The organism is Celerinatantimonas marina, assembly GCF_046054165.1.
Taxonomy (GTDB): Bacteria; Pseudomonadota; Gammaproteobacteria; order Enterobacterales; family Celerinatantimonadaceae; genus Celerinatantimonas.
In genome coordinates, this window is record NZ_JBFNXK010000019.1 from 1 (window position 1) to 23,338 (window position 23,338).

Consider the following 23,338-nt stretch of genomic DNA (forward strand, 5'->3'; position numbering starts at 1 on the left):
GGGGAAAATAAATCAGTGCGAGTTTTCCCTGAGAAAAAAGAGTGCTAATTCAAAATATCCCGGATTTCACTACGTTGCATCCGGGCTACATATTACTGGCCGATTAACACTTTCGTAGCCCGGATGCAGCTTGCGGAATCCGGGAAAATATTTCTTGAAGAACAACTCAAACACCTCTCCTCTACACCTCCATCCTGCTTTCCATGTATACTTAAACGCAATATGTTCTACCGTCAGTAGCCTTTAGGCTGCTGGTCCATTTTCAAATTAAAGGATTTGCTCTTATGGCTCAATTTATCTACACCATGAACCGTGTTGGTAAAATCGTCCCCCCTAAACGTCATATTCTAAAAGACATCTCACTCAGCTTTTTCCCAGGCGCTAAAATTGGAGTCTTGGGGTTAAACGGTGCCGGTAAATCAACTTTGCTACGGATTATGGCTGGCGTAGATACCGAACATGAAGGGGAAGCCAGAGCAAATCCAGGAACCCGTATCGGCTATCTTCCTCAGGAACCTCAATTGGATCTGGAAAAAAACGTCCGGGAGACTGTCGAAGAAGCCCTTTCACTAGTCATCAACGCACAGAAAGAGTTAGACGAAGTCTATGCAGCCTATGCCGATCCGGATGCGGATTTTGATAAATTGGCTCAACGCCAGCAAGAATTGGAAGCGATTGTTGCAACAGCCGACGGTCATAATTTGGAAAATCAGCTCGAACGAGCGGCAGATGCTCTGCGCCTTCCACCTTGGGACGCGAAGATTAAACATCTATCGGGCGGTGAACGCCGACGGGTGGCGATTTGTCGTCTATTGCTCGAAAAACCAGATATGCTTTTGTTAGATGAACCGACCAACCATTTGGATGCAGAATCCGTCGCCTGGCTGGAACGCTTCCTAAAAGATTATGAAGGAACAGTTGTAGCGATCACCCATGACCGTTATTTTCTGGATAATGTGGCGGGTTGGATTCTGGAGCTGGACCGTGGTGAAGGGATCCCTTGGGAAGGCAATTATTCATCTTGGCTGGAACAAAAAGAAGCACGACTGGAACACGAAGCCGCCGCTGAAAAAGCTCGCATGAAATCGATCCAGAAAGAATTGGAATGGGTGCGTTCAAATCCTAAAGGTCGTCAGGCTAAAAGCAAATCCCGTATGGCCCGGTTTGAAGAACTAAATAATCAGGATTACACCAAACGCAATGAGACCAACGAGCTCTTTATTCCAACCGCACAACGACTCGGTGATAAGGTTATCGATGTCGAAAATCTGACCAAATCATTTGATGGTCGAGTGCTAATTAATGATTTGTCATTCAGCATTCCTAAAGGCGCTATCGTGGGGATTATTGGTCCCAATGGGGCTGGAAAATCAACACTATTTAAAATGTTAACCGGTCATGAGCAGCCGGATTCAGGCACTGTGAGTATTGGGGAAACTGTACAAATTGCCGCGGTCGATCAGTTCCGTGATGCAATGGATAACAACAAAACTGTTTGGGAAGAAGTCTCTGGCGGTAGTGACATTTTGAAGATTGGTAATATTGATATCCCGAGCCGAGCTTATGTCGGACGCTTCAATTTTAAAGGCTCTGATCAGCAAAAACGTGTAGGTGAACTTTCCGGTGGGGAACGGGGACGCCTTCACCTGGCCAAACTATTACAGGCCGGAGGAAACGTACTGCTGCTGGATGAACCAACCAATGATCTGGACGTCGAAACCCTGCGGGCTCTGGAAGATGCATTACTCGACTTCGCAGGTTGCGCAATGGTGATCTCGCATGACCGTTGGTTCCTCGATCGAATAGCCACACACATTCTGGATTATCGGGATGAAGGCCAAGTGAATTTCTACGAAGGCAACTTTACCGACTATGAAGAGTGGCTGAAAAAAACATTAGGAACAGAAGCAGCTCAGCCCCATCGGATCAAATATCGCAAAATCAGTTAACCACTATTCCCGGACTGTACTCCAGTCCGGGATTTCTAAAGAGCTATGGCTCACCAAATTCACCTGTAATAAGCTCTGACAAACTCCAATCCATATCAGCTAAACCATCTTCAACATATTGATGGAATGTTGAATACGGCCAATCTTTAACCTGTTTCACTAAACCATGATAAACAGGATTAAAATGTAAATATTGCAAATGTTTCAGCCAATCTTGCTCATCACTCAGATAAACCTGCCAATAATCAGCTCGCCAAACATAATTCGGATGATTCGGTGTTAAAGCCCGAACCAGTCCCAAATTAGCTAATAATTGCGTAAAGCTTTTTTTAAAAGATCGAATAAAAGCTTCCTGATAAGAAACATCTTTTGGAAACGTCAGCATCATATGCAAGTGATCGGGGAGAACCACCATGGCCTGAACGATGCCCGGATAAAACATAAGCGCTTGGCGAAGAGCTTTCTCCAATAGCTGAACCGACTCTGTTAAAGTTCCGATATGTTGCGGATTCTTTTTCAGCGTATAAAAATAACTTCCATTGGAAGAGAAAGTTCGTCGATATGAAGCCATATCCATTCCTTGGGTAAAATAAACTGCGACAGCACCCATTGGCCAAAGATCGATAAACCTTTGGTGATTAAACCGGGTTCGATTCAATAAACCAACCGGGTAATGCCCATGTTTGACTTATCCAGTATTCAACGATGCACGTACATTCACACCGTTTCCCTGTCCAAACCCAACCCTGAGCACCGCTTTTCAGCGAAGCCCTACAGCCCCTGGGTACTCTCAATACTTTAAAATGAATACCAGAATGATGTTTCTTTATACAATCCTATCCAGTATTATACTGATATAATATAACGTTATGTTTTCTATGGTAAAAAAGGTATTAATCTATCGCTAAGTCTTTACCATTACAACTTTATTTGCCCTTCAGTAAATAATAACCATCCATCATGGTGCACTTGCCATCGGAGCGCTTGAATTTCATTCAATTTCTAGCCCTACTTAAAAAACAACACTGATTTCGCCTGATCACTTTTAAATCTTAAACTATCACCCTATAGATGTATGTTAAAAGTATAAATTCATCAATCATCATTATTTTAAAACTCAGTTGGCTACTATTTCTATTCACAACTAACTAATAAGTCAATATAAATTTATATTGACTCTTTATATAATATTTATCAATTTCATTGATATAGCATAATCCCGGGCTTTTAAAAAATTTTCCCCCGGCCTCTTGTATACATCGACACCACGCCCTTCATAACCATGACACAACGCTACCCAACTCAGGTTAAGATTGATATCCTTGGTACCAATTCAATATGATTCGGGAATGTTACAACGTGACTCAACAGCCAGTAACCCTCTATGGGATACCTAACTGTGATACCATCAAAAAGGCTCGTCGTTATCTGGATGAACAGCAAATTGATTATCAGTTTCATGATTACCGTAAAGATGGATTGACGCTGGAAATGCTAACTCAATTCGAACAAGAACTGGGCTGGCAGGCACTACTCAACAAACGTGGGACCACTTATCGGCAACTCAGCGATGCCCAGAAACAATCCTTGGATCGTGATCAAGCACTTGCTCTCATGTTAGAGTATCCAGCCATGATCAAGCGTCCGCTATTAGTCGTTCAAGGACGCTATTTACTTGGATTCAGCCCTGCAAGTTACCAACAATTTTTTGCTTAATAAAAGTCAGGAAAACGAATGTCTAACCCTTCAGTTATTGAACTGGCCTGTGATTTAATCCGTCGCCCTTCGGTGACTCCTGAAGACTTTGGCTGCCAAACCATGATGGCCGATTATTTGGTCGACAGCGATTTTAGCATCGAATCAATGGTCTTTGCCGATACCACCAATATGTGGGCTCGACGCGGCAACCAAGGCCCAGTCTTTTGTTTTGCCGGTCATACTGATGTCGTGCCTTCTGGCCCGGAGCAGCACTGGCAGACTCCGCCTTTTGAGCCGACGATCAAAGATGGCTATTTGTATGGTCGGGGCGCAGCGGATATGAAGGGCTCATTAGCGGCTATGTTAGTTGCAACCCGCCGTTTTGTCAGTGATTACCCCAATCATCGCGGTTCGATTGCATTTTTGATTACATCGGACGAAGAGGGGCCTTTTATCAATGGCACTACCAAAGTCATCGATACCTTAACGGCGCGTAATGAGCGGATCGATTACTGTATTGTCGGAGAACCTTCATCCACAGAAAACGTCGGTGATGTTGTGAAAAACGGCCGGAGAGGTTCGCTAACCGGAGATCTAAAAGTCAAAGGGATCCAGGGGCATGTGGCCTATCCTCACTTAGGTGATAATCCAGTACACCGAGCTGCTCCGGCTTTAACTGAGTTGGTAGAACAACACTGGGATCAAGGAAATGACTTTTTCCCACCCACCAGCTTTCAGATTGCCAACATCCATGCCGGAACCGGAGCCTCAAACGTCATTCCCGGAGAACTGGATGTCCAGTTTAATTTTCGCTACTCCACAGAAGTGACCGATCAACAACTGGTCTCTCAGGTTGAAGCATTACTGGATAAACATCAGCTTAATTGGGAACTCAACTGGACCTATAATGGGCAACCCTTCTTAACCGAACGCGGTGAACTGGTCGAAGCCGTCAATCAAGCGATTTCATCCGTGAATGGCAAAGCTCCACAACTGCTCACAACCGGTGGGACATCCGATGGTCGTTTTATCGCCAAAACGGGTGCTCAGGTAGTCGAACTTGGCCCAGTCAATGCCACAATTCATAAAATCAATGAATGTGTCAATGTAGCCGATTTAGAAAAACTAGCTGACATGTACTATCAGATCCTGCGAGAGTTGTTGGCATGAGCTATCCGCTCCTTTATGGCCAGCAATTTTTTCCTCTAACCGAAGTCGAATCAGGACAACGACTGCATCCACAGGCGGCCGCAGCTTTTTTGCAGATGCAACAAGCCGCAGCTGCTGAAGGCATTCAGTTGTCGTTGTATAGCAGTTATCGCAGTTTTAACACGCAGTTAACAATATGGAATGAAAAGTGGTCCGGGCAACGCGCGATCATGGACGATAACAACCGACCTATCGCTATTCACTCACTCACAGAGATCCAAAAACTCAAAGCCATTTTACGCTGGAGTGCCTTGCCGGGAGCCAGCCGACATCACTGGGGCACGGATATTGATATTTATTCATTACCTTTAATAGAAGGTCGATTTGAGTTGTGCCCAGCGACCTATCAACCCGGAGGCATGCTCTATCCACTCTGGCAGTGGCTCTCAACGCATGCGCAACAATTTCATTTTTTCTTTCCCTATTGTCGCGATCTTGGGGGGACTCATCCGGAACCCTGGCACTTAAGTTATGCGCCATTAGCGCAGAAATTTAAAAGTGAGCACCAACTTACATCACTAACAACTCTTTTGGAACAATCTGAAATCAAAGGCAAAAATACCGTTCTCAAGCACCTTTCAGATATCTATCACGATTACTTTATCCAAATTTGTGAGCCACTATGAGCACTTTATATCAATCCCTTGCCATTATTTTACCGGTATCCGGTGCCATAGGATTCATACTATTAATGGTCATTTTATACCGTGGACAAATCTGTGCAGGCCAGCGCAGCCGCCTGAGTCAACAATTTGCGACGCTTTGGAGTTTAACAACTCTGGGCGCTCTCAGCGCTATCGCCGACCACCAGTTCCAACAACTATCAACCTATCTCATCTTGCTTTCAGTCATTGTCGGCTGGTCTCTAAGCATTAAACAATTTCGTCTGGCAGGTAAACGCTCACTCACGGAACACTACTGGTGGATTGCTGGGACTCCATTGATACTAGCCAGCTTATTCATCCTTTATCACTGGCCCGCTATATCTTTAATTGGCCTACTGAGTGGCAGTGCCCTAACCCATTGGTTACTCGTTCGAGGGGGACATCGACTCCATGCCTTTGATCGAATTTTACCCATGATCGGGATCATCATATTGGCCTTATTTGTGTGCCTGCATGCATTTCAAATCTGGCACTATGGCCATCAACCATTGCTCCCGCAACTGACAACCATATTTATTCAGATGGTCAGCTTTGCTCTGGCTGGATTATTCATCTGGTTACTTCCTTTATTCCGAAGTATGCAACCCACCGCAGGACAGTTGGCGGCCACAAATTTATGTTTGGTGATTGCAGCCGTGATAACGACCCGACTTCTCTATTTATTAGGTTAACGGAGCCCCCATGAAAACCTGGATTATCGTCGCTATTCTAATTTTCATCCTCGGCGTATTTATTAATACCATTAAAGATATGCTGCGAAGTACCAATGCTTATGCTAAACGACGCCAGGAAGAACTCACTGAATTAGAAAAAAAATATCAGCAACAAGAAGCATCAGAATCAACAAAAACCAAGTCAAATAAAAATACGCCCCAAACATCTACGGATGACGACCCACCTACTCCAGAGGCATAAATGAAGCATATTTTTCGAACTAGCTTTTTATAGCCCTCAGCACCAAGTAAGTCGGATGAACTGTAGCTTGCCTCTTCAATACTGAATCGGGGATAAACCCTTTAAAATTTAAATAAAATTCTCCCCCGGTGGTAACAGTATCTAAAACGACCTCGAATAATTCATATCCAGACTGGCAATCTATGCATATTTAGGCATAATACCGCCCTTTCATTGCTTATTTTGAGCAGATATTAACCAACAGAGTAGCTTTTAAACAACTCCTCAACTGAAAAGGCCCGAGATGTCTATTGAACAGATCCTTCATCAACGAGCACAACATCAATGTGAACTATGCAAGAGTGAACAATCACTAACAATTTTTGCCGTCCCCGAAAGTCCTGATGACTCAGCGGACAGCCATGCTCTGTTATGTGAAAATTGTGTTCAGCAGCTTCAGGATCCAAAGCAAATCGATACTAACCACTGGCGCTGTTTAAGCGACAGCATGTGGAGCCCGGTTAGTTCGATTCAGGTTCTGGCTTACCGTCAGCTCCACCAGCTTAAATCGGAATCCTGGGCTCAGGATTTACTGGATATGCTCTATCTTGAAGATGAACTCAAAATCTGGGCAGATGCCGGACTCACAACCGCCTCTTCTGATGAGCCTCAGCTTAAAGCCGTTGATAGTAACGGTACGGAATTACAGGCCGGAGATACCGTCCATTTAATTAAAGATCTAGTTGTTAAAGGGGCCGGATTTACCGCTAAACGAGGCACAGCAGTACGAAATATAGCCTTGACCGATAATCCGGAGCAAATTGAGGGACGTGTCAACGGCACCCGAATCGTTCTTCTCACTAAATTCTTAAAAAAATCGAACTAATATTCAAACCACAGCGCAATGCTGTGGTTTTACCTTTTTCGCTCGACACACCATCAGAGACTTTGAAAAACTTGCCCACTAAAGATCAGTGACAACAGGGTTGCCTTATAATTTGTTACGTTATAACATATTTGGCCGTTTTGTATGATGCAACGACACTCAATTTTAACAATAAAAGACAGATTATGCTCGAAACTGGAATACTTCAACGTTTGGGAATCGCACTGATCCTCTGCAGTGCTATCTGGCTGGCCATCTTCTGGGCCCAGGCTTAAGGTCATCTATGCTGCAATTTTCTAATTTAACTTTAGGCTATGATCGCCATCCGGCTGTTCATCACCTGAGTTGCAAAATTGAAACCGGTGATTTACTGGCGTTAGTTGGACCTAATGGTGCCGGAAAATCGACGTTACTCAAAGGCATTATGGGCCAATTGCGGCCGCTGGGGGGAGACATACGATTCGATGGTAACCGGGCTGAAGATATCGCCTATCTTCCTCAGTTAAACCAGTTAGATCGTCAATTTCCCATTAGTGTTGAACAAGTCGTCGCGATGGGGTGCTGGCGCCATCGAGGCGCTTTTGGGCGTATTCGGCAATCCGATCGGATCAAAGTACAAGATGCTATTGAACAAGTTGGATTAAAAGGCTACCAAAAACGTTCCATTGCCTCTCTCTCCGGAGGACAAATGCAGCGAGTATTATTTGCCAGACTATTAGTTCAGGATGCTAAATTAATCTTGCTCGATGAACCTTTTAATGCCATTGATACCCGCACTTGCGATGATCTACTCACGCTCATCCGCCAGTGGAATCAACAAGGGAAAACGATTATCGCCGTATTACACGATTTTCAGCAGGTGCGGCACTATTTTCCCAAAGCCCTATTACTCTCACGAAAACTTATTAGTATCGGCGATACAGCCGCGGTCATGACCGATGAAAATCTAGCAGAAGCCAGAGCCTCCAATGCCGTATTCGACGAACATGCCAAGGTGTGTAATTTACCGGGAGAACCGACTTGATCGATTTACTCTTCAGCCCATTTAGCGACTTTGAATTTATGCGTCGGGCGCTGGTGGGGTGTACTGCACTTTCGTTGAGTTCTGCTCCCGTAGGTGTTTTCCTGATGCTCCGCCGTATGAGCCTAACCGGTGATGCCATGGCCCACGCCATTCTTCCCGGCGCTGCGATCGGTTTTTTGTTGGCAGGTCTTTCCATCCCAGCCATGACGATCGGTGGACTGATCGCCGGAGCGCTGGTCGCCATCCTCTCTGGCGCTATTGCTCGAGCCACTAATTCTGGCGAAGATGCCAGTATGGCTGCATTTTATCTGATCTCGCTAGCCCTTGGCGTCCTGATCATCTCCCAACATGGCAGCAATGTTGACTTATTGCATGTCCTGTTTGGTAGCGCACTAGCCCTTAATGATATGGCTCTTTATTTATTGGCCGGAATTGCAACTATTAGCCTGATCCTGTTAGCCATTTGTTATCGCCCTTTGGTAATGGAATGCCTTGATCCAGCTTTTCTCAAAAGTGTCAGCCGATTGAGCACGCCCACTCATTTATGTTTTCTGGTACTGGTCGTCTTAAACTTGGTGGCCGGATTCCATGCATTAGGCACACTGATGTCCGTTGGGCTCATGATTTTACCGGCAACATCCGCCCGTTTCTGGAGTGATAAGTTAGGCTGGTTGCTTATTCTGGCCGTGTTGATTGATATCTTTAGCTGCTTTACCGGATTACTCACCTCTTTTTACTTCGGCTGGTCAACGAGCCCAGCTATTATTCTGGTTCTGGGATGTATCTATGTGGTCTCAATGTTATTAGGCCGACGTGGAGGTCTCTTAATCAAACTGATCCCCCGTCGTCATTTAACAACTTAGTCGCGAGCATTTTATGAAGAAACGAATATCGTGGTTGGCTGTTGCTATGCTCCTAATCGGATTTATTCCATTAGGTCATGCTGCCGGTAAATTAAAAGTTGTCGCCAGTTTTAGCGTCTTAGGTGATGTGGTCCACCAAGTCGGAGGAAACGCCATCGATCTTTACACATTAGTAGGAAACGATAGCGATGTGCATGTCTATAGTCCAAGACCTAGCGATATTCGGCGGGTCGCACAAGCTGATTTACTAATCATGAGCGGTTTAGGGTTAGAAGGTTGGATGGCCAGACTGCAACAATCATCCGGTTTCAAAGGAAAAATGGTGATTGCCAGTCAGGGAATCCAGCCACTGGCATTAGCGGATGAACAGGGTGACATCGAGATTCATGAACATGAACATCACGGCAAATACGATCCTCACGTCTGGCACGATGTCGATAACGTCATTATTTATGTACATAACATCGAGCGAGCCTTAAGTGAGCAAGATCCGGCTCATCAAACACTCTACGCTGCAAACGCGCGCGCTTACATTCAAAAGTTGACTCAACTGAAACAGTTTATTCAGTCAACATTCAATGCCATCCCGCACACACAGCGTAAAATCATTACCTCACATGATGCATTCGGTTATCTGGCCCATGCCTATCATCTGCAATTTATTGCGCCTCAAGGCACCAATACTGCCGCAGAAGCCTCAGCGTACGATGTCGCTAGCATTATAAAACAGATCAAAGCTGAAAAAATTACCGCAGTTTTTATTGAGAATATCAGTGATCCCCGGTTGATTACACAGATAAGCCGTGAAACTCATGCCAAAATCGGGGGCGAATTATATTCTGATGCTTTATCGAAAAATGCCCCGACTTACATTGAGATGATGCGCCATAACGTCACTACCATTGCCAAAGCCCTAACGGCTTCAGCACAATAAACAATATATAAATGGCTAATAAACTGATTTAGCCATTTATATCACATAGATTGTTGATTCTAATTAATGTGGCAACATCAGCCGAGCTCGGCGCACCACCATCTGGCGAACCATCAGTGCAGCAACAATCACAAGAATAGCCGCATATAAATAAATAGAAGCGAGCCCAGTATAGGTAATCGCTAAACCGGCCATGGGACCTGCGATGGTCAGAGCCAAATCAAAAAAAGCCGAATAAGTACCTAATGCAGTCCCTTGATTTTGCTCTGGGACATATTTAACAGCTTCAACGCCAAGCCCTGGGAAGATCAGCGAGAATCCAGTTCCGGTTAACAGCGCGCCGAATCCCGCGACCCAAGCATTAGGTGCCAGACAAATTAGCAACAAACCCACAGCTTCGACACCGAATGAGGCCAGTGACACCCGGAGCCCTCCATATCGGTTGATCGAGGTTCCCAAAACCAATCGCATTCCTACAAAACCGATACTGAATGCAGTCAGTGTATAAGCGGCACCAAGCCAATGATTGGCTGCAAAATAGAGTGTGATAAACGTTGTGACCACAGCAAATCCCAACGAGCCAAACGCCAATCCTAAACCAAAAGTCCAGATTTTTCCCAACACCTGACTGAAAGGAACTCGGCTACCGGTCACAATCGTGACATTAGGACGTCGTATCGCAATCAACATCGCTAATAATCCGACCACGAAAATAAAAATGGACAGTCCATACAAATGCGTTGAATGATTAATCCAAACCCCTAATGGCGCACCGATAGCAATCGCACCATAAGTTGCCACGCCATTCCATGAGATCACCTGAGCCGTATGTCGGGAACCAACCAGTGTCATGCCCCATAACATAGAGCCGGTACTGGTAAAACTTTCACCCCATCCCAAAAATAATCGACCCACAATAATCAGGCCCAATGAAACCCAGGGCAAATGGGACATCCACATTCCAAACCCATAAAACACACCACTTAACGCACAACAGATCAAACCCAGTGTGACGACTTTTTTCGCCCCCCATAAATCAGCATAGCGCCCGGCTTGAGGACGGCTGAACAAAGTGGCCAGCGATTGAGCGCTAATAACCACCCCAGCCATGATGGAATTGAATCCCAAATCATTATGAACATATCCGGGTAAAACAGCTAATGGCAAGGCAACCGATAAATAACAAACAAAAGTAAACATCACAACAGAGAAAATTTGAAAGACTCGCTGTTGGGAGGACAGCTCAGGCATGACTTACTCACTCAGTAAATTCAGTCAAACAATAAAGGATATTTTATGCCTGTAATCAGATAGATACTAGGGCATGTTGACCCTTCGTGATTATTTTGAAGCTATCTGAGCCTGATTTAGGCAAGAAACATGGCTGGCTGGGTCACACGCTCCACCGACGCAGTCCAATACGGCATCAAGCAGGCTCAGATACCGTTCTATAAATTTCAATCATGACCGATTTTCTCCATAAGATATGAATTTCCCCACACCACATTGAGGCCGCAACCGGGACGACAAGAAAAATAAATTCCGAAAATTCTAGCTATGATATTTTCCGATAAATATCGGAGCTGGATCACATACCCGAGAGCCATCGGGCATAGATCACAATCTTTATGGATATTTGTGCAGTACTGGCTATTGCTTTTATCAAAAATTATCTATGCTGTGTAAAGCTTGACCAAGCCATGAAGGTGACCATCATGACCCATTATTTCGTTGATAAAACACCTTTGCCTGGCGGAGCCTATGAACTCCATCAGGAACAATGTCAGTATATTCCCAGCCGATCACATCGTATTTATGTTGGTTCATTTAGTGATGAACGAGCCGCCATTATGAGAGCAGAAAAAATTTTCCACAATGTACATGTCTGCCCGCATTGCTGTATTCATTTTCATCGTGCTGCAAGAGCACATGATGCCATGATACGATAATTATTTAGAATCAATGGGATAAACATCCAAGCGTTCGCCAAATTGCTGATGACAAGCCGTACCACATAGCAATTGCCGATTGTTTGGATTACCTGGCCCGTAGGTTAAATAACCTACGCCTGCTGCGGTGATCCGCCACTGCAGCATGTTTCCGTGCGTCTGAATAATCCCCTGATAATAACAGGCAGCCGGTTTTGCCAGTTGCCGAAACTGAGCCGGATTAGAAATAACCTGTGCAGTCTGAAAGAAAATCACCGCCTCCGCAGGCGACATTCGAAATGTCTGACAGCGAGATTCATAAGGTCGGGCTCGATCTAAAACATACTTCATGGTTAAAACCCGGTAATGGGGCTCTTCAGGAACAGTCTGGCAAGCGGAAAGAGCAACGATCAGAATGCTGAAACACCCGATCTTTATCAACCCACGGAGCTGTTTGATTCGTAATTGGATACTATTGATCACGTGACAATAAATTTACCTGTATACATATCATCTTTTGACTATAGCGAACCCCCCTACAAAAACAAAGATTCGCAGGGGAATTCATCATGCTGGAGACCATGGATCTTTCTGGCAAGTTACGCCATAGAGACTAACCGTTCTCCTGACCATTCCGGACGAGGTAACTGACAAACCATCTTCCAGCCATCGGCACCATCACCATAATAATTACGGATCAGATGCGTCCAGCGAAATCCAAAACGTTGATATAACGCCTGAACCCGTAGCGCACTGCAACGAACTTCTAATCCAATGGCTTGATAACTCGCGGCTTCGACCTCATCCAAAACGTGATGCAATAGTGTACTTGCCACGCCCTGACGTTGGGCCTCTGGCAAAACCGCAAGGGAATAAATACGCGCCCGACGTGGTAATTTAGGCCGTAATACCACCACATAACCTAGAATATCGCACCCTTGCTCCGCAACCCAAAAACTGGCTTTAGCTCGCCGCAACAAATAATACATCTGCCGCCGTTCGATCCGGTCTGAAGTAAAGCAACGCTGCTCAATCAGCAGCAACGAAGCCACATCATCATCATGAGCTGGACGGATCCGAATACTCATGAACGTCCCCGTCGTTCCAACCGATCCACAAATTCCCGCATGATCACCATATACAACTCATCGCCGAGATAACCATCTTCTACTTTATGATCAATACTCGGATTATCGTTGACTTCAATCACATAAGCTTTATGACCTTGCTGTTTCAGATCCACACCATATAAGCCATTGCCGATCATTTTTCCAGCCCGAATCGCCGCTTCCAGAACAACCCGCGGAACTTCAAATGTCGGTAATGAATCCCATCCGCCCGAACTAAAACGTTTAGAAGCATGGTTATAAATCTGCCAGTGATTCCTTGCCATATAATAACGACAGGCAAAAATAGGCTTGCCATTTAATAGACCAATTCGCCAATCGAATTCTGTATACAGATACTCCTGAACCAGCATCAGCGCGCTGATTTCCAACATCTGACTCAGCCGTTTCTGCAATTCATCCCGAGTGCTCACCTTAAACACGCCATCTGAAAACGAACCTTCCGGTTTTTTAATCACCATGGGATAACTGAATTCCGATTCGAGCTGATCCAGCTGTGCATCATCACAACTCATCACTACCCGGGTTTTTAAGGACGGGACCTGATTATAAGTAAACGCATCATGTAAAAAGACTTTATTACAGCAACGAAGAATTGATGTCGGATCATCAATGACCACCAGTCCCTGCTGCTCCGCTTCACAAGCTAACCGATAGGTCGGATGATCAATCGCTGTTGTCTGCCGGATAAAAAGAGCATCAAACTGGTTCAGTTGGACATGATCCTGAGCGGTAATTCGAGATGCTTCAATCCCCAACTTACGGGCCGCTTTAATAAAGCGTTTCATAGCATCCTGATCACTGGGCGGCAATAGTTCTTCAGGATCAACCAATAATGCCATCGACCATCGATAACGCCGCTCAAGCGTTTTGACTCGCCACACATGTTCGGCGAACCGCTGTAATCGTTCCATAAATACAGTCTGTTGCGGAGCATCCAATTGAATATAGGACATCCGTTCCACCTGCAATTTCAGCCCCTTAGCACTGGCACTTATCTGCAAATGTAACAATGGAGCTGGATAATTTCTAAATAGTTCACTGGCTAATGTCCGCCAACGAGGATCACTGGTCCAACCAAAATAACTGATGAGATCAACACAGGACTGATCATGAACATATTGGCTCAGTTCATCCGTCAACTGAATCGGCGCAGCTTCAGTTAAGTGCTTTGACAGGTTGCGAACCTGATTAATGGTTTTCACCGTCGGTAAAATTTTATGCTGACGCGCTTCGGCCAACAAAGAACAATAATAACCACGGCTTAAATAACGGCTGGTATCACATAGGTTAATAATTCGAACGCGGGGTTCATTTAATTTAGGGTAGTCCGCGACATAATCAGCAAAGCTGATCACTGTCATATCGGTTACATCCGGAAAGCTATCGACATTATCGACCACAACCAGAGTTTTATACATGGGATTTGATCATCCAAAAAACTGATATTTACAGGTAAAACATACCTGGATCCGAACAAATGCTCAGAAGGCCTTCAGTCATTCTCAAAGAGGATGGCGCCGGCTCTGCGACAACAATTCTCAAGCAGCTTGATATCACTATCACCGCCTCTCAGCAATCTATTTTTTCCTTTATTTTGATAAAAATAGATCATCCGCATACAGAAGCTCTCACCTACATTTTTGAACGAAGATCCTAACGCCCGATCATTTTTCATCTTGGGTCTTTTCTCAGATCATGTACATATTTTGAGAGCAATATGATTACCGATACCTTGTCTATTTTATTTCGAACGGATGAGTCAACATGACTTTATAGGTGTGTGGCCTGTTATTTTTACCTACTCTTTCGTTTTAGGATGTGGCGTAATTTTGCTTGGCTTAATCAGTACCTGAACATGTTCGACTTCATCACTGTTAATACCACCAAGCAATATACCAACAGACTCACCAGCACGGCCTTCATTCAGCACTTTATGCGACATTTCGATCCCGAGGCAAATAGCTTTCTTTCGTTCTTTAATACCTACGACTTCTATTTCTTCATTAATTTTAACAATACCTCTTTCAATAAGACCCGTCACAACCATACCTCGGCCTGGGATCGCAAATGTCTCTTTAATAGGCATTATAAATGATGGAAGCACGACAGGCTTAGCCAGTACCTGACCACGTTCGACTTCATCACCGTTAAGACCACCCAGCAATATACCAACACACTCACCAGCACGGCCTTCATTCATCAATTTACGCGACATTTCGATCCCGAGGCAAAGAGCTGTCCTTCGTCCTATAATACCTACACCTACGACCTCTATTTCTTCGTTAACTTTGACAATACCTGTTTGAATAAGACCCGTCACAACTGTACCTCGCCCGGGAATTGCAACTACCTCATCGATAGGCATTAAAAAAGGCTGGTACTCTGCAGGTATTGAGGCTGGCATCAAATCATCCAGAGAGTGAGCCAACTTAATGATGCCTTCTTCCCATTTAACTTCGCCTTGCAAAGCACCCAGCGCAGAGCCCTTGATCACAGGAATATCATCATTTGAGAAATCATACTCACTTAGAAGCTTTCGGACTTCAACCTCAACCCTCTCGATCCGCTCTTCATCAACCATGTCACATTTATTTATAAATACAATGAGGTAAGGCACATCAACCTGACGAGCCAACGAAAGATATTCGCGGGTCTGAGCCATTGGCCCTTCAACTGAATCAACAACCAAAATCGCAACATCCATCCGAGCGACATCAGTGATCATGCTTGTAACATCGTCGGTGTGCCCAACACAGTCAAGGTGTACATAGTGGCGAATGTCAGTATCGTATTCGACCTGTTTCACAGCAGCGCCTTGTGTTGCATCACCGTAATTTTTCGCCAAAACAGTTGTCATCGCAGCAATTAGTGTGGTTTTGCCATGCCCAGCATGACCCATCGAGCCCACAATCACAGATGGTTTGGAGCGTTCGGCATTTTCTTTAGACACAACCCATACCTTTTCGTTAGCTGAAAGCTTAACAAGATAATAACATTTATATTATTAAGTTAAAGTGGTTTCATCACCCCGCATTTTTACTGGCTTGATAGACGGCATGGCCTGTTAACCATTTGTTAATTTTTCAATCTTTTATCAATTCATCTTTTTTCGGGACACGAACTATCTTTATCTATTCAGATAGAAAAAAACCAAAAATCTTCTACAGTTTGATAAAGATCATCCGTGATTGTCGATAGTGATAGCGATAGCTTGAACAGGAAACATTTATGAAAATCAGCTCAAAATTATATCTGTGTATTTCTGCACTTATTGCGATGATTGCAATTAATTTGTGGTGGAGCCAATCGGGGATGAATAAGCTCATTCATGCGATTGAATTTGTAACAGGCCCAGCCTGGTCAACAGCAGATGGCGCAATGGAAGGAACAATCGGGATACAAGCACAAATCATCACGTTGCAACGCTATGCCTCTGGCGAGTTGACCAAAGCAGACACCATTGCAGCCTTAAAAGAGCCCAGCCAACTCAGCGATGAATCCTTTGCACGATTAAAATCCGCAGGATTGACCGAAAAAGACAAGACGGAAGAATTAGATCAACAACTTGCCCATTTTAATCAGAAAAAACAAGCCTTACTGAATGCCCCTGCCGAGGATTTACCAAGTAAATTGAACGAGCTTTTAGTTCAAGTCGATGCGATGCATAATTTCATCGGAGCATTAGAAGAAGCCGGAGATGAAAAGGTAGAACTAACCGCAGTGGAACTCGAAAAAACCATCACCAACATCAAATCTTTGGTCATCATCATCGCAATCATTACATTCATCATCAGTATCACCATTATCCTTTTTATCCGCTCGCTAGTCATCAACCCGCTGCATACGATGATCCAACGAGTGGCAGAGCTGGCCGGATCAAACGGGAATCTTAACTCACGCCTTGAGGTGAAAAGTGCTGATGAAATCGGCCAGCTCGGACAGCACATTAATGAATTTATTAGCGTTGTCTATAAAGTGGTTGCGCAAGTAGTTCAAGCCATTGAAAACACCACCCAACTGGCTGAGCAAATTGGAAATAATCTACAACAAATTGACGACCGAGCACGCAAACAGAACCGAGATACCGAGCAAGTGGCCGCATCGATCCATCAGATGTCGATATCTCTCGTCGAAGTAGCTAACGCCGCCCAACAAACCCAATCCAGTTCAACGGCAGTTCAACAGCGCTCCGAATCGGGTCAACAAACGCTACAAGGAACGATGAATTCACTCAATGAAGTCGTTAGTTCAATGGCAGAAGCCTCCGATGTTATCAGTACTCTCGAACAAGATGGCCAGAATATTGGTTCTGTCATGGAGGTGATCCGAAGCATTGCCGAACAAACGAATCTATTGGCATTAAACGCCGCAATCGAAGCGGCTCGAGCCGGTGAATCCGGCCGTGGATTTGCAGTCGTTGCCGACGAAGTACGAAACTTAGCCAACCGTACCCATGAGTCAACGATTGAGATCCAAAGTGTGGTTGAGCGGATCCAGACCGGTTCCAGTAATGCTGCGAAAATGATGCGTGATTCTCAAGAATTAACCGATAAAGTCTCAGAACAAGCTCAGAATGCGATCCATTTGTTTAATGACATTATCACGTCGATCAAAGATTTTAATTACCAAAACCAACAAATCACCGCGAACACCGAAGAGCAAAGCTCCGTCTCCGAAGAACTGAACCATCGCGTGGCCGATATTTCTGAAGATGCCAGCGCCAATGCCAAACTGACGCTCGCATCCGTAGCGGTCAAAGATCAACTGCAACACGAAGTCAGCTCACTCAAACAACAAATTCAGCGCTTTGGAGTATAACCGAAAGACAATGAGGTAGTATTTCAATAGCTGTTCCTAATAGTGCTCCCCTAGAATGAGGAACAGCTATTTAGGTCGTCCACCTTATAAACGTTAAGAGATCCAGATCTTTTGCTTCTTCAGCACAAAAGGCTTTGCGGACACCATCATGACACATAGCCCTCTTTGAAAAGATATCCGCACCGTTTAAGAGTGACTCTGCCATGCCCCCAGAGTCTTGGCTCGCACAAGCGGGGATGGCTGATCCGATCAAATCGGACGGAGTTGTCTAGAAGCTGTAGCCATCAATAAATCACATTATAAATAGATCCAACACTATCTGAATGATTCAAGCCTTATTCTTGTTTGGTCACTTTTATTTTGAATTTTTTAGAACTTTTATACATAGCCAATGTCCTACAAAAATGTTGGCTTTTAACACCAACCTACAATCAGGTTTAGCGATACAGGAGATTCAGATACGCTTGTTTATCATAAACGGCCCCACTTTATCTGTTTCAATGACTGAATAAATCTTCTGTCTCGTTAGAAAAATCCCGGAATCATCTAAAACGCAACTGGAGGATTCAGCATGCTTACAGTAAGCACGTTGATGCGCAAATATGGACGATTCACCGCGGTCAAGGACGCCTCATTTTCAATACAATCCGGTGAGATTGTCGGCCTGTTAGGCCACAACGGCGCTGGTAAAACAACGATTTTAAAGATGCTCAGTGGCTATTTAGAGCCCCATCACGGAACTATCGAATTAGATGGGATTGATGTCGTCACTCACCCCAAAATAGCTCAGCAGCAGATCGGGTATCTGCCAGAAAACCTGCCCGTCTATTCGGAAATGTCCATCGCCGATTATTTATACTATGCGGCTGCGATCAAAGGGATCCCGGAAAAAGAACACGATCAACACATCCGGCGAGTCATTCAGGCCACCGACATTGCCGATAAACTGCTCGCTTCTATCGGGACACTCTCCCGAGGTTACAAACAGCGGGTTGGAGTGGCTCAGGCGTTGTTGGGCGATCCTAAATTTCTTATTCTCGATGAGCCGACCAATGGCCTCGACCCCACCCAAACGGCGCAAATGCGGCAATTGATCCGACAAGCTTCACATCATGCAACGATTATCTTATCCACGCATATTATGCAGGAGGTTGAAGCGCTGTGTGATCGGGTCCTAATCATCCGCGGGGGAGAGCTGGCGATGGATGCTCAATTAGCCGACTTACGCCAGACCCACCAGCTTCATCTCCACTGCTCTCTCAATGACTCCGAAATCCAATCCTTACCTCAAACACTCTCCGATATTCAGGCCATCCACCCTCTTCCAGATAGTGGTGATGGTCACTATCAAATTGAGCTCACTCCTCAGGCTGAACTTACTCATGCCTGCCGGGATATCGCTCAAACCGTCGTGGCCCATGGCGATTTATATACTCTTCAACCTCAGCAAATGAACCTTGAAACTCTGTTTCGTCAGGTCAACCAACAGCCACTCAAGGAGGATACCCATGCAGCCTAATACGACGACCACCGTATCGCTTCGTCATATTGCCGGCAAAGAGGTTCAGTTGTTTTTTGCCTCCCCGATTGCTTACCTGTTCTTAGCGGCTTTTGCAGCCATCACGCTCTTTATTTTTTTCTGGGGAGAAGCATTTTTCGCACGCAATATCGCCGATCTCAAACCCTTATTCGAGTGGATGCCGCTGCTGCTTATTTTTCTTTGTAGTACGCTGACCATGCGCATGTGGAGTGAAGAACGCCGCTCCGGGACACTCGAATATCTACTCACTCGCCCGATCTCGTTGTATCGGTTTGTATTGGGGAAATTCGGTGGATGTTTAGTCCTGCTGCTGATCGCACTGATTGTCACCTTGCCTCTGCCCATCACCGTTTCTCTGCTTGGACAACTCGACTGGGGACCGGTCTGGTCGGCTTATTTGGCGACACTGCTGTTGGGCGCCAGTTATCTGGCCGTCGGGCTATTTGTCTCATCGCGCTGTGATAATCAGATTGTCAGCCTGATCGTCTCCTGTGCTATCTGTGGTGTTTTCTATCTGTTGGGAAGTCCGATCATTACCAATCTGTTCAGCACGGAGGGAGCACACTGGCTGCGTCTTCTCGGCAGCGGTTCTCGTTTTGACGCCATTACTCGCGGCGTGCTGGATTTTCGGGATCTCTATTATTACATCAGTCTGGTGGTTGTTTTCTTAACGTTAAATGGATACATGCTGGAGCGGGAGCGCTGGGCATTGGGGATCCCATCGAAACGGCACCGTTTCATTAATCGAATTGCCGGATTACTCATTCTGAATGTATTACTGACCAATGTTTGGCTTAGCCAGCTCAGCTCATTACGGATCGATACCACCGAAGGGAAAATTTATACCTTATCCAAAGCGACCGACCATATTTTGACTCATCTGAATGAACCCTTGTTAATCGAAGGTTACTTTAGCCATAAAACCCACCCGCTGTTAGCGCCATTGGTGCCTCAGTTGGAAAATCTGCTTCAGGAATATGCGGTGCATGGCCACGGGAAAGTTCGGGTACAATTTGCAGATCCCACCCAAAACCCGGAAGCGGCAAAACAAGCCGTAGGCCGTTATGGCATTCACCCGGTCCCGTTTCAGGTCGATAACCGCTATCAGTCTTCAGTCGTCAGTTCCTATTTTAATGTTGTCGTCTCCTATGGTGACCAATATAAGGTTCTCAATTTCAGCGATCTGATTAGTGCCAAAATGGGGCCTGATCACCGTCCTCAAATCGCACTCCGTAATCCGGAAAAAGATCTGACGGCCGCAATCAGTCATGTCATTCATGATTATCAGTCTTCGGGAAATTTATTTAACACCGTAGCCTCAACTCTAACATTTACCGGTTATCTGTCGGCGAGCCCCATGCTGCCGAAACCACTTGAGCAGTACCGGCAAATCATGACTAAAACCTTAACCGACATGCAGCAGCAGGCCAAAGGGCGCTTCAAATTCCGCTTTATGGATCCATCAAGTGATCCGCAGATGGCTCAGCAAATTGCTAAAAAATATGGCTTCAAACCCATGGCGACGAATTTGTTAAGCCAGCAGCGGTTCTATTTTTACATGACGCTTTCCGATGGCCAGCAACAGGTTCAGATCCCGTTAGGGGATATCAAAGGCAGTGATTTTAAACGGAATCTACAGGCCGGGATCAAACACTTTGCTAAAGGGTTTACCAAAACGATCGCATTGGTGACTCCGGGAAATCAGTCGCCTTATGCTCAGGGGCCTCATTTTAGGCAACTCACGCGCTATCTCAGCCGAAGCTTTGATGTCCGCCATGAATCACTACAAAACGGACAAGTGAGTGGTGATGCCGACCTGCTGATGGTGATGGCGCCTTCGCAATTGGATCAAAAACAGTTGTTTGCCATCGATCAATACCTGATGCAAGGTGGAACCGTCATTGCAGCCGCGTCTCCTTACCAACTGAGTTTTGACCAACAAGGGATCCATCTCGCCCCTCACGCGGGTTTATTCCTCAAATGGTTACACCACATGGGCGTGACGATTCCATCAAAAGTGGTGATGGATCCTCAGAATACAGCGCTACCGATTCCGGTAACCCGGACCATCGGCGGAGTTCCGATCCAGCAATATGAAATGATCGATTATCCCTATTTAGTCGATGTCCGAGCCAATGGGATGAACGCCAAAAATCCGATCACCAATGGCTTATCACAAGCGACTTTTTCATGGGCCTCACCGATCCAGATCCAAAAAACGGCAGGAATGAAGGTCACACCACTGCTGCATAGCTCCGACCAGAGCTGGCTGAGTGATGAAACTAACGTCATGCCTAAAATTGCCGGAAATAAACTGGAACCGTTCCGTCCAGATTCAGCAACCCAAGCATCGACTTTAGGCGTCATGCTTCAGGGTCGATTTAACTCATACTTTGCCGGAAAAGCATCGCCACTGCTGCAAGCCACGGATCACCCATCGGATCCACATGCTGCAACGGTGAAAAAGGCACCGACACAAATAGGTTCGGTATTGCAACAGTCGGCTGACTCCGCACGATTGATCGTGTTTAGTTCACCCTCGATGGCTCGAGATCAGGTGTTGAACCTGACCAGTAGCGCTCATCAGAGCCGTTATCTGAACACGTTGAAACTCCTCGATAACAGTGCGCATTACGCGCTGGAAGATACCGCGCTGTTAAATATCCGGCCACGCAGTCATTTCGACCGAACCTTGTTGCCTATGGATCATCAAACGCAACAGTTCTGGGAATATCTGAACTACGCTCTGGCCGCTATCGCACTGCTCATCATTGCTCTGATCCGGCGGATCCAGAAGGCTAAGAAAGTGCGTCGTTACCAACAACTATTCATCGACTAAGAGGCTCGTTATGTTAAAAAAAATCACGATTGTCTTAGTAATTGTCTTGATCGTACAGCTAGGGATAAGTGCAGCCATATTCTGGCATCAGAGCCAATTACGCCATAAACAGCAGGCTCATCTGCTGCTGAGCTTCAAGCCACAACAGGTTTCCCACCTGATTATTGAAGGTGATGACGCCAAACTATCATTGGTGAAACAACAGGGGCATTGGGTGATTCCCGAATTATCGAAATTGCCAGCGGATGCAGTTCGGGTTCAGGAATTACTGGAACAGTTAAGCACGTTGAAAAGCGCCTGGCCTGTTGCCGATTCGCCACAGGCTCAGCAGCGTTTTAAGGTCGCTAAATCTCACTTTCATCGTCATCTGGAACTGCTTTCGGATACCGGAACCATTGCCAATCTCTATTTGGGCTCTTCACCGGAATTTCGTCAGGTTCATCTGCGCCGAGAAGAAGACACCGCTATCTATCGAGTTCCTTTAACCGTCTATCCGCTCCCGACCAGCGCTCAGCAATGGCTAGATAAAGGCCTGTTGCAAGCTCATGCTGATGAAATCACTGGACCGGATTTTCAGATCAAGAAAGTCAAACAGGTTTGGCAATGGCAGGGACAACCAGCACCTGATAAACAGGTGTTGAGTCAGGAACAGGCCAGTTTATTCGCCAATGCGATCAGCCATTTGATGATCCAAAAAATTGCAGCAACACCGATTAATGGCGCCGCTCAAGCGCAACTCACGGTAAAACAAGCGGGGAAAACGTTCAGTTATCAGCTTTGGCATCAGGATAAGCGCTATCAGATTGCCCGCAGTGACTATACTCAGCGCTTTAGCATCAGCCAAACGCAGTATCAGCAACTGACTCGTTACCACGCAAAAACCTTATTACACCTTCCAAAAACCAAGGACAAAAACAGTCCCAAAGCGCCGCCAGTAGCAGCCGCTCATTAAATCTGAATC

General features: G+C 45.5%; 21 protein-coding genes and 1 pseudogene. 15 read left to right on the forward strand and 7 right to left on the reverse strand.

From position 1 onward, the window contains the following. The first annotated feature begins 284 nt into the window (after positions 1-284). Positions 285-1,949, forward strand: a complete 1,665-nt coding sequence (gene ettA / locus ABUE20_RS16825; RefSeq protein WP_408621115.1) for an energy-dependent translational throttle protein EttA — start codon at positions 285-287, stop codon at positions 1,947-1,949. 43 nt (positions 1,950-1,992) lie between these two features. On the opposite strand, the gene ABUE20_RS16830 is transcribed toward ettA, so the two are convergent. Then, positions 1,993-2,520 (reverse strand): REP-associated tyrosine transposase, encoded by a 528-nt coding sequence (locus ABUE20_RS16830; protein ID WP_408621116.1) that lies wholly within the window; start codon positions 2,518-2,520, stop codon positions 1,993-1,995. A 788-nt stretch (positions 2,521-3,308) separates the two neighbouring features. On the opposite strand from ABUE20_RS16830, the gene ABUE20_RS16835 reads away from it, so the two are divergent. The 9 genes from ABUE20_RS16835 to ABUE20_RS16875 all read left to right on the forward strand — a co-directional run bounded on the left by ABUE20_RS16835 (position 3,309) and on the right by ABUE20_RS16875 (position 10,122). Beyond that, on the forward strand, positions 3,309-3,665 hold the full coding sequence (locus tag ABUE20_RS16835; RefSeq protein WP_498038928.1) for an ArsC family reductase: 357 nt from the start codon (positions 3,309-3,311) through the stop codon (positions 3,663-3,665). 18 nt (positions 3,666-3,683) lie between these two features. Further along, on the forward strand, positions 3,684-4,817 hold the full coding sequence (gene dapE, locus ABUE20_RS16840) for a succinyl-diaminopimelate desuccinylase (protein WP_408621118.1): 1,134 nt from the start codon (positions 3,684-3,686) through the stop codon (positions 4,815-4,817). Beyond that, the gene (locus ABUE20_RS16845; RefSeq protein ID WP_408621119.1) at positions 4,814-5,482 is read left to right on the forward strand and encodes a M15 family metallopeptidase; all 669 of its coding nucleotides are present in this window, start codon (positions 4,814-4,816) and stop codon (positions 5,480-5,482) included. Before dapE ends, ABUE20_RS16845 begins: the two co-directional genes overlap by 4 nt. Further along, positions 5,479-6,192: an HI_1241 family integral membrane domain gene (locus ABUE20_RS16850; RefSeq protein WP_408621120.1), complete on the forward strand. Its 714-nt coding sequence runs from the start codon at positions 5,479-5,481 to the stop codon at positions 6,190-6,192. Before ABUE20_RS16845 ends, ABUE20_RS16850 begins: the two co-directional genes overlap by 4 nt. Before the next feature lie 10 nt (positions 6,193-6,202). Continuing rightward, complete coding sequence (locus ABUE20_RS16855) at positions 6,203-6,436, forward strand: hypothetical protein (protein ID WP_408621121.1); 234 nt, start codon at positions 6,203-6,205, stop codon at positions 6,434-6,436. Positions 6,437-6,719: 283 nt separating this feature from the next. Then, positions 6,720-7,301, forward strand: a complete 582-nt coding sequence (locus ABUE20_RS16860; RefSeq protein ID WP_408621122.1) for a PhnA domain-containing protein — start codon at positions 6,720-6,722, stop codon at positions 7,299-7,301. A 283-nt stretch (positions 7,302-7,584) separates the two neighbouring features. Next, positions 7,585-8,325 (forward strand): zinc ABC transporter ATP-binding protein AztA, encoded by a 741-nt coding sequence (gene aztA, locus ABUE20_RS16865; RefSeq protein ID WP_408621123.1) that lies wholly within the window; start codon positions 7,585-7,587, stop codon positions 8,323-8,325. Continuing rightward, positions 8,322-9,188: a metal ABC transporter permease gene (locus ABUE20_RS16870; protein ID WP_408621124.1), complete on the forward strand. Its 867-nt coding sequence runs from the start codon at positions 8,322-8,324 to the stop codon at positions 9,186-9,188. Before aztA ends, ABUE20_RS16870 begins: the two co-directional genes overlap by 4 nt. A 13-nt stretch (positions 9,189-9,201) precedes the next feature. Then, positions 9,202-10,122, forward strand: coding sequence for a metal ABC transporter substrate-binding protein (locus tag ABUE20_RS16875; RefSeq protein WP_408621125.1), 921 nt, complete (start codon positions 9,202-9,204; stop codon positions 10,120-10,122). Positions 10,123-10,185: 63 nt separating this feature from the next. Here ABUE20_RS16875 and ABUE20_RS16880 read toward each other — a convergent pair whose 3' ends face one another. Then, positions 10,186-11,373, reverse strand: coding sequence for an MFS transporter (locus tag ABUE20_RS16880; RefSeq protein ID WP_408621126.1), 1,188 nt, complete (start codon positions 11,371-11,373; stop codon positions 10,186-10,188). A 464-nt stretch (positions 11,374-11,837) separates the two neighbouring features. Here ABUE20_RS16880 and ABUE20_RS16885 point away from each other — a divergent pair, with 464 nt between their 5' ends. Then, positions 11,838-12,071, forward strand: coding sequence for a hypothetical protein (locus tag ABUE20_RS16885; protein ID WP_408621127.1), 234 nt, complete (start codon positions 11,838-11,840; stop codon positions 12,069-12,071). Here the strand turns inward: ABUE20_RS16885 and ABUE20_RS16890 are convergent, their stop codons facing one another. The 5 genes and pseudogenes from ABUE20_RS16890 to ABUE20_RS16905 form a co-directional block, all read right to left on the reverse strand. Continuing rightward, positions 12,072-12,401, reverse strand: coding sequence for a hypothetical protein (locus ABUE20_RS16890; RefSeq protein ID WP_408621128.1), 330 nt, complete (start codon positions 12,399-12,401; stop codon positions 12,072-12,074). A gap of 248 nt (positions 12,402-12,649) precedes the next feature. Then, positions 12,650-13,138, reverse strand: a complete 489-nt coding sequence (locus tag ABUE20_RS16895) for a GNAT family N-acetyltransferase (RefSeq protein WP_408621129.1) — start codon at positions 13,136-13,138, stop codon at positions 12,650-12,652. After that, positions 13,135-14,598 carry a RimK family ATP-grasp domain-containing protein gene (locus ABUE20_RS16900; protein WP_408621130.1) on the reverse strand — a complete coding sequence of 488 codons (1,464 nt, stop codon included), beginning with the start codon at positions 14,596-14,598 and terminating at the stop codon, positions 13,135-13,137. The genes ABUE20_RS16895 and ABUE20_RS16900 overlap by 4 nt, the downstream gene beginning before the upstream one ends. Positions 14,599-14,978: 380 nt before the next feature. Next, complete coding sequence (locus tag ABUE20_RS19190; RefSeq protein WP_498038929.1) at positions 14,979-15,266, reverse strand: EF-Tu/IF-2/RF-3 family GTPase; 288 nt, start codon at positions 15,264-15,266, stop codon at positions 14,979-14,981. 21 nt (positions 15,267-15,287) lie between these two features. Next, positions 15,288-16,130, reverse strand: a pseudogene (locus ABUE20_RS16905) (GTP-binding protein); the annotation flags it as partial. 278 nt (positions 16,131-16,408) lie between these two features. Here ABUE20_RS16905 and ABUE20_RS16910 point away from each other — a divergent pair. From ABUE20_RS16910 to ABUE20_RS16925, 4 genes are all read left to right on the forward strand, one after another. Continuing rightward, on the forward strand, positions 16,409-17,998 hold the full coding sequence (locus tag ABUE20_RS16910) for a methyl-accepting chemotaxis protein (RefSeq protein ID WP_408621132.1): 1,590 nt from the start codon (positions 16,409-16,411) through the stop codon (positions 17,996-17,998). A gap of 571 nt (positions 17,999-18,569) precedes the next feature. After that, positions 18,570-19,517 carry an ABC transporter ATP-binding protein gene (locus ABUE20_RS16915; RefSeq protein WP_408621133.1) on the forward strand — a complete coding sequence of 316 codons (948 nt, stop codon included), beginning with the start codon at positions 18,570-18,572 and terminating at the stop codon, positions 19,515-19,517. Further along, a complete protein-coding gene (locus tag ABUE20_RS16920; RefSeq protein ID WP_408621134.1) occupies positions 19,507-22,377 on the forward strand; it encodes a Gldg family protein in 2,871 nt (956 codons plus the stop codon). Before ABUE20_RS16915 ends, ABUE20_RS16920 begins: the two co-directional genes overlap by 11 nt. A 10-nt stretch (positions 22,378-22,387) precedes the next feature. Continuing rightward, complete coding sequence (locus tag ABUE20_RS16925) at positions 22,388-23,329, forward strand: DUF4340 domain-containing protein (protein ID WP_408621135.1); 942 nt, start codon at positions 22,388-22,390, stop codon at positions 23,327-23,329. Positions 23,330-23,338: the final 9 nt, after the last annotated feature.

Coding starts and splice junctions, on each gene's coding strand:
- ettA (WP_408621115.1), top strand. CDS start 285: ATGGCTCAATTTATCTACACCATGAACCGTGTTGGTAAAATCGTCCCC.
- ABUE20_RS16830 (WP_408621116.1), bottom strand. CDS start 2,520: ATGGCTTCATATCGACGAACTTTCTCTTCCAATGGAAGTTATTTTTAT.
- dapE (WP_408621118.1), top strand. CDS start 3,684: ATGTCTAACCCTTCAGTTATTGAACTGGCCTGTGATTTAATCCGTCGC.
- ABUE20_RS16845 (WP_408621119.1), top strand. CDS start 4,814: ATGAGCTATCCGCTCCTTTATGGCCAGCAATTTTTTCCTCTAACCGAA.
- ABUE20_RS16850 (WP_408621120.1), top strand. CDS start 5,479: ATGAGCACTTTATATCAATCCCTTGCCATTATTTTACCGGTATCCGGT.
- ABUE20_RS16855 (WP_408621121.1), top strand. CDS start 6,203: ATGAAAACCTGGATTATCGTCGCTATTCTAATTTTCATCCTCGGCGTA.
- ABUE20_RS16860 (WP_408621122.1), top strand. CDS start 6,720: ATGTCTATTGAACAGATCCTTCATCAACGAGCACAACATCAATGTGAA.
- aztA (WP_408621123.1), top strand. CDS start 7,585: ATGCTGCAATTTTCTAATTTAACTTTAGGCTATGATCGCCATCCGGCT.
- ABUE20_RS16875 (WP_408621125.1), top strand. CDS start 9,202: ATGAAGAAACGAATATCGTGGTTGGCTGTTGCTATGCTCCTAATCGGA.
- ABUE20_RS16880 (WP_408621126.1), bottom strand. CDS start 11,373: ATGCCTGAGCTGTCCTCCCAACAGCGAGTCTTTCAAATTTTCTCTGTT.
- ABUE20_RS16885 (WP_408621127.1), top strand. CDS start 11,838: ATGACCCATTATTTCGTTGATAAAACACCTTTGCCTGGCGGAGCCTAT.
- ABUE20_RS16890 (WP_408621128.1), bottom strand. CDS start 12,401: ATGAAGTATGTTTTAGATCGAGCCCGACCTTATGAATCTCGCTGTCAG.
- ABUE20_RS16895 (WP_408621129.1), bottom strand. CDS start 13,138: ATGAGTATTCGGATCCGTCCAGCTCATGATGATGATGTGGCTTCGTTG.
- ABUE20_RS16900 (WP_408621130.1), bottom strand. CDS start 14,598: ATGTATAAAACTCTGGTTGTGGTCGATAATGTCGATAGCTTTCCGGAT.
- ABUE20_RS19190 (WP_498038929.1), bottom strand. CDS start 15,266: ATGCCTATTAAAGAGACATTTGCGATCCCAGGCCGAGGTATGGTTGTG.
- ABUE20_RS16910 (WP_408621132.1), top strand. CDS start 16,409: ATGAAAATCAGCTCAAAATTATATCTGTGTATTTCTGCACTTATTGCG.
- ABUE20_RS16915 (WP_408621133.1), top strand. CDS start 18,570: ATGCTTACAGTAAGCACGTTGATGCGCAAATATGGACGATTCACCGCG.
- ABUE20_RS16920 (WP_408621134.1), top strand. CDS start 19,507: ATGCAGCCTAATACGACGACCACCGTATCGCTTCGTCATATTGCCGGC.
- ABUE20_RS16925 (WP_408621135.1), top strand. CDS start 22,388: ATGTTAAAAAAAATCACGATTGTCTTAGTAATTGTCTTGATCGTACAG.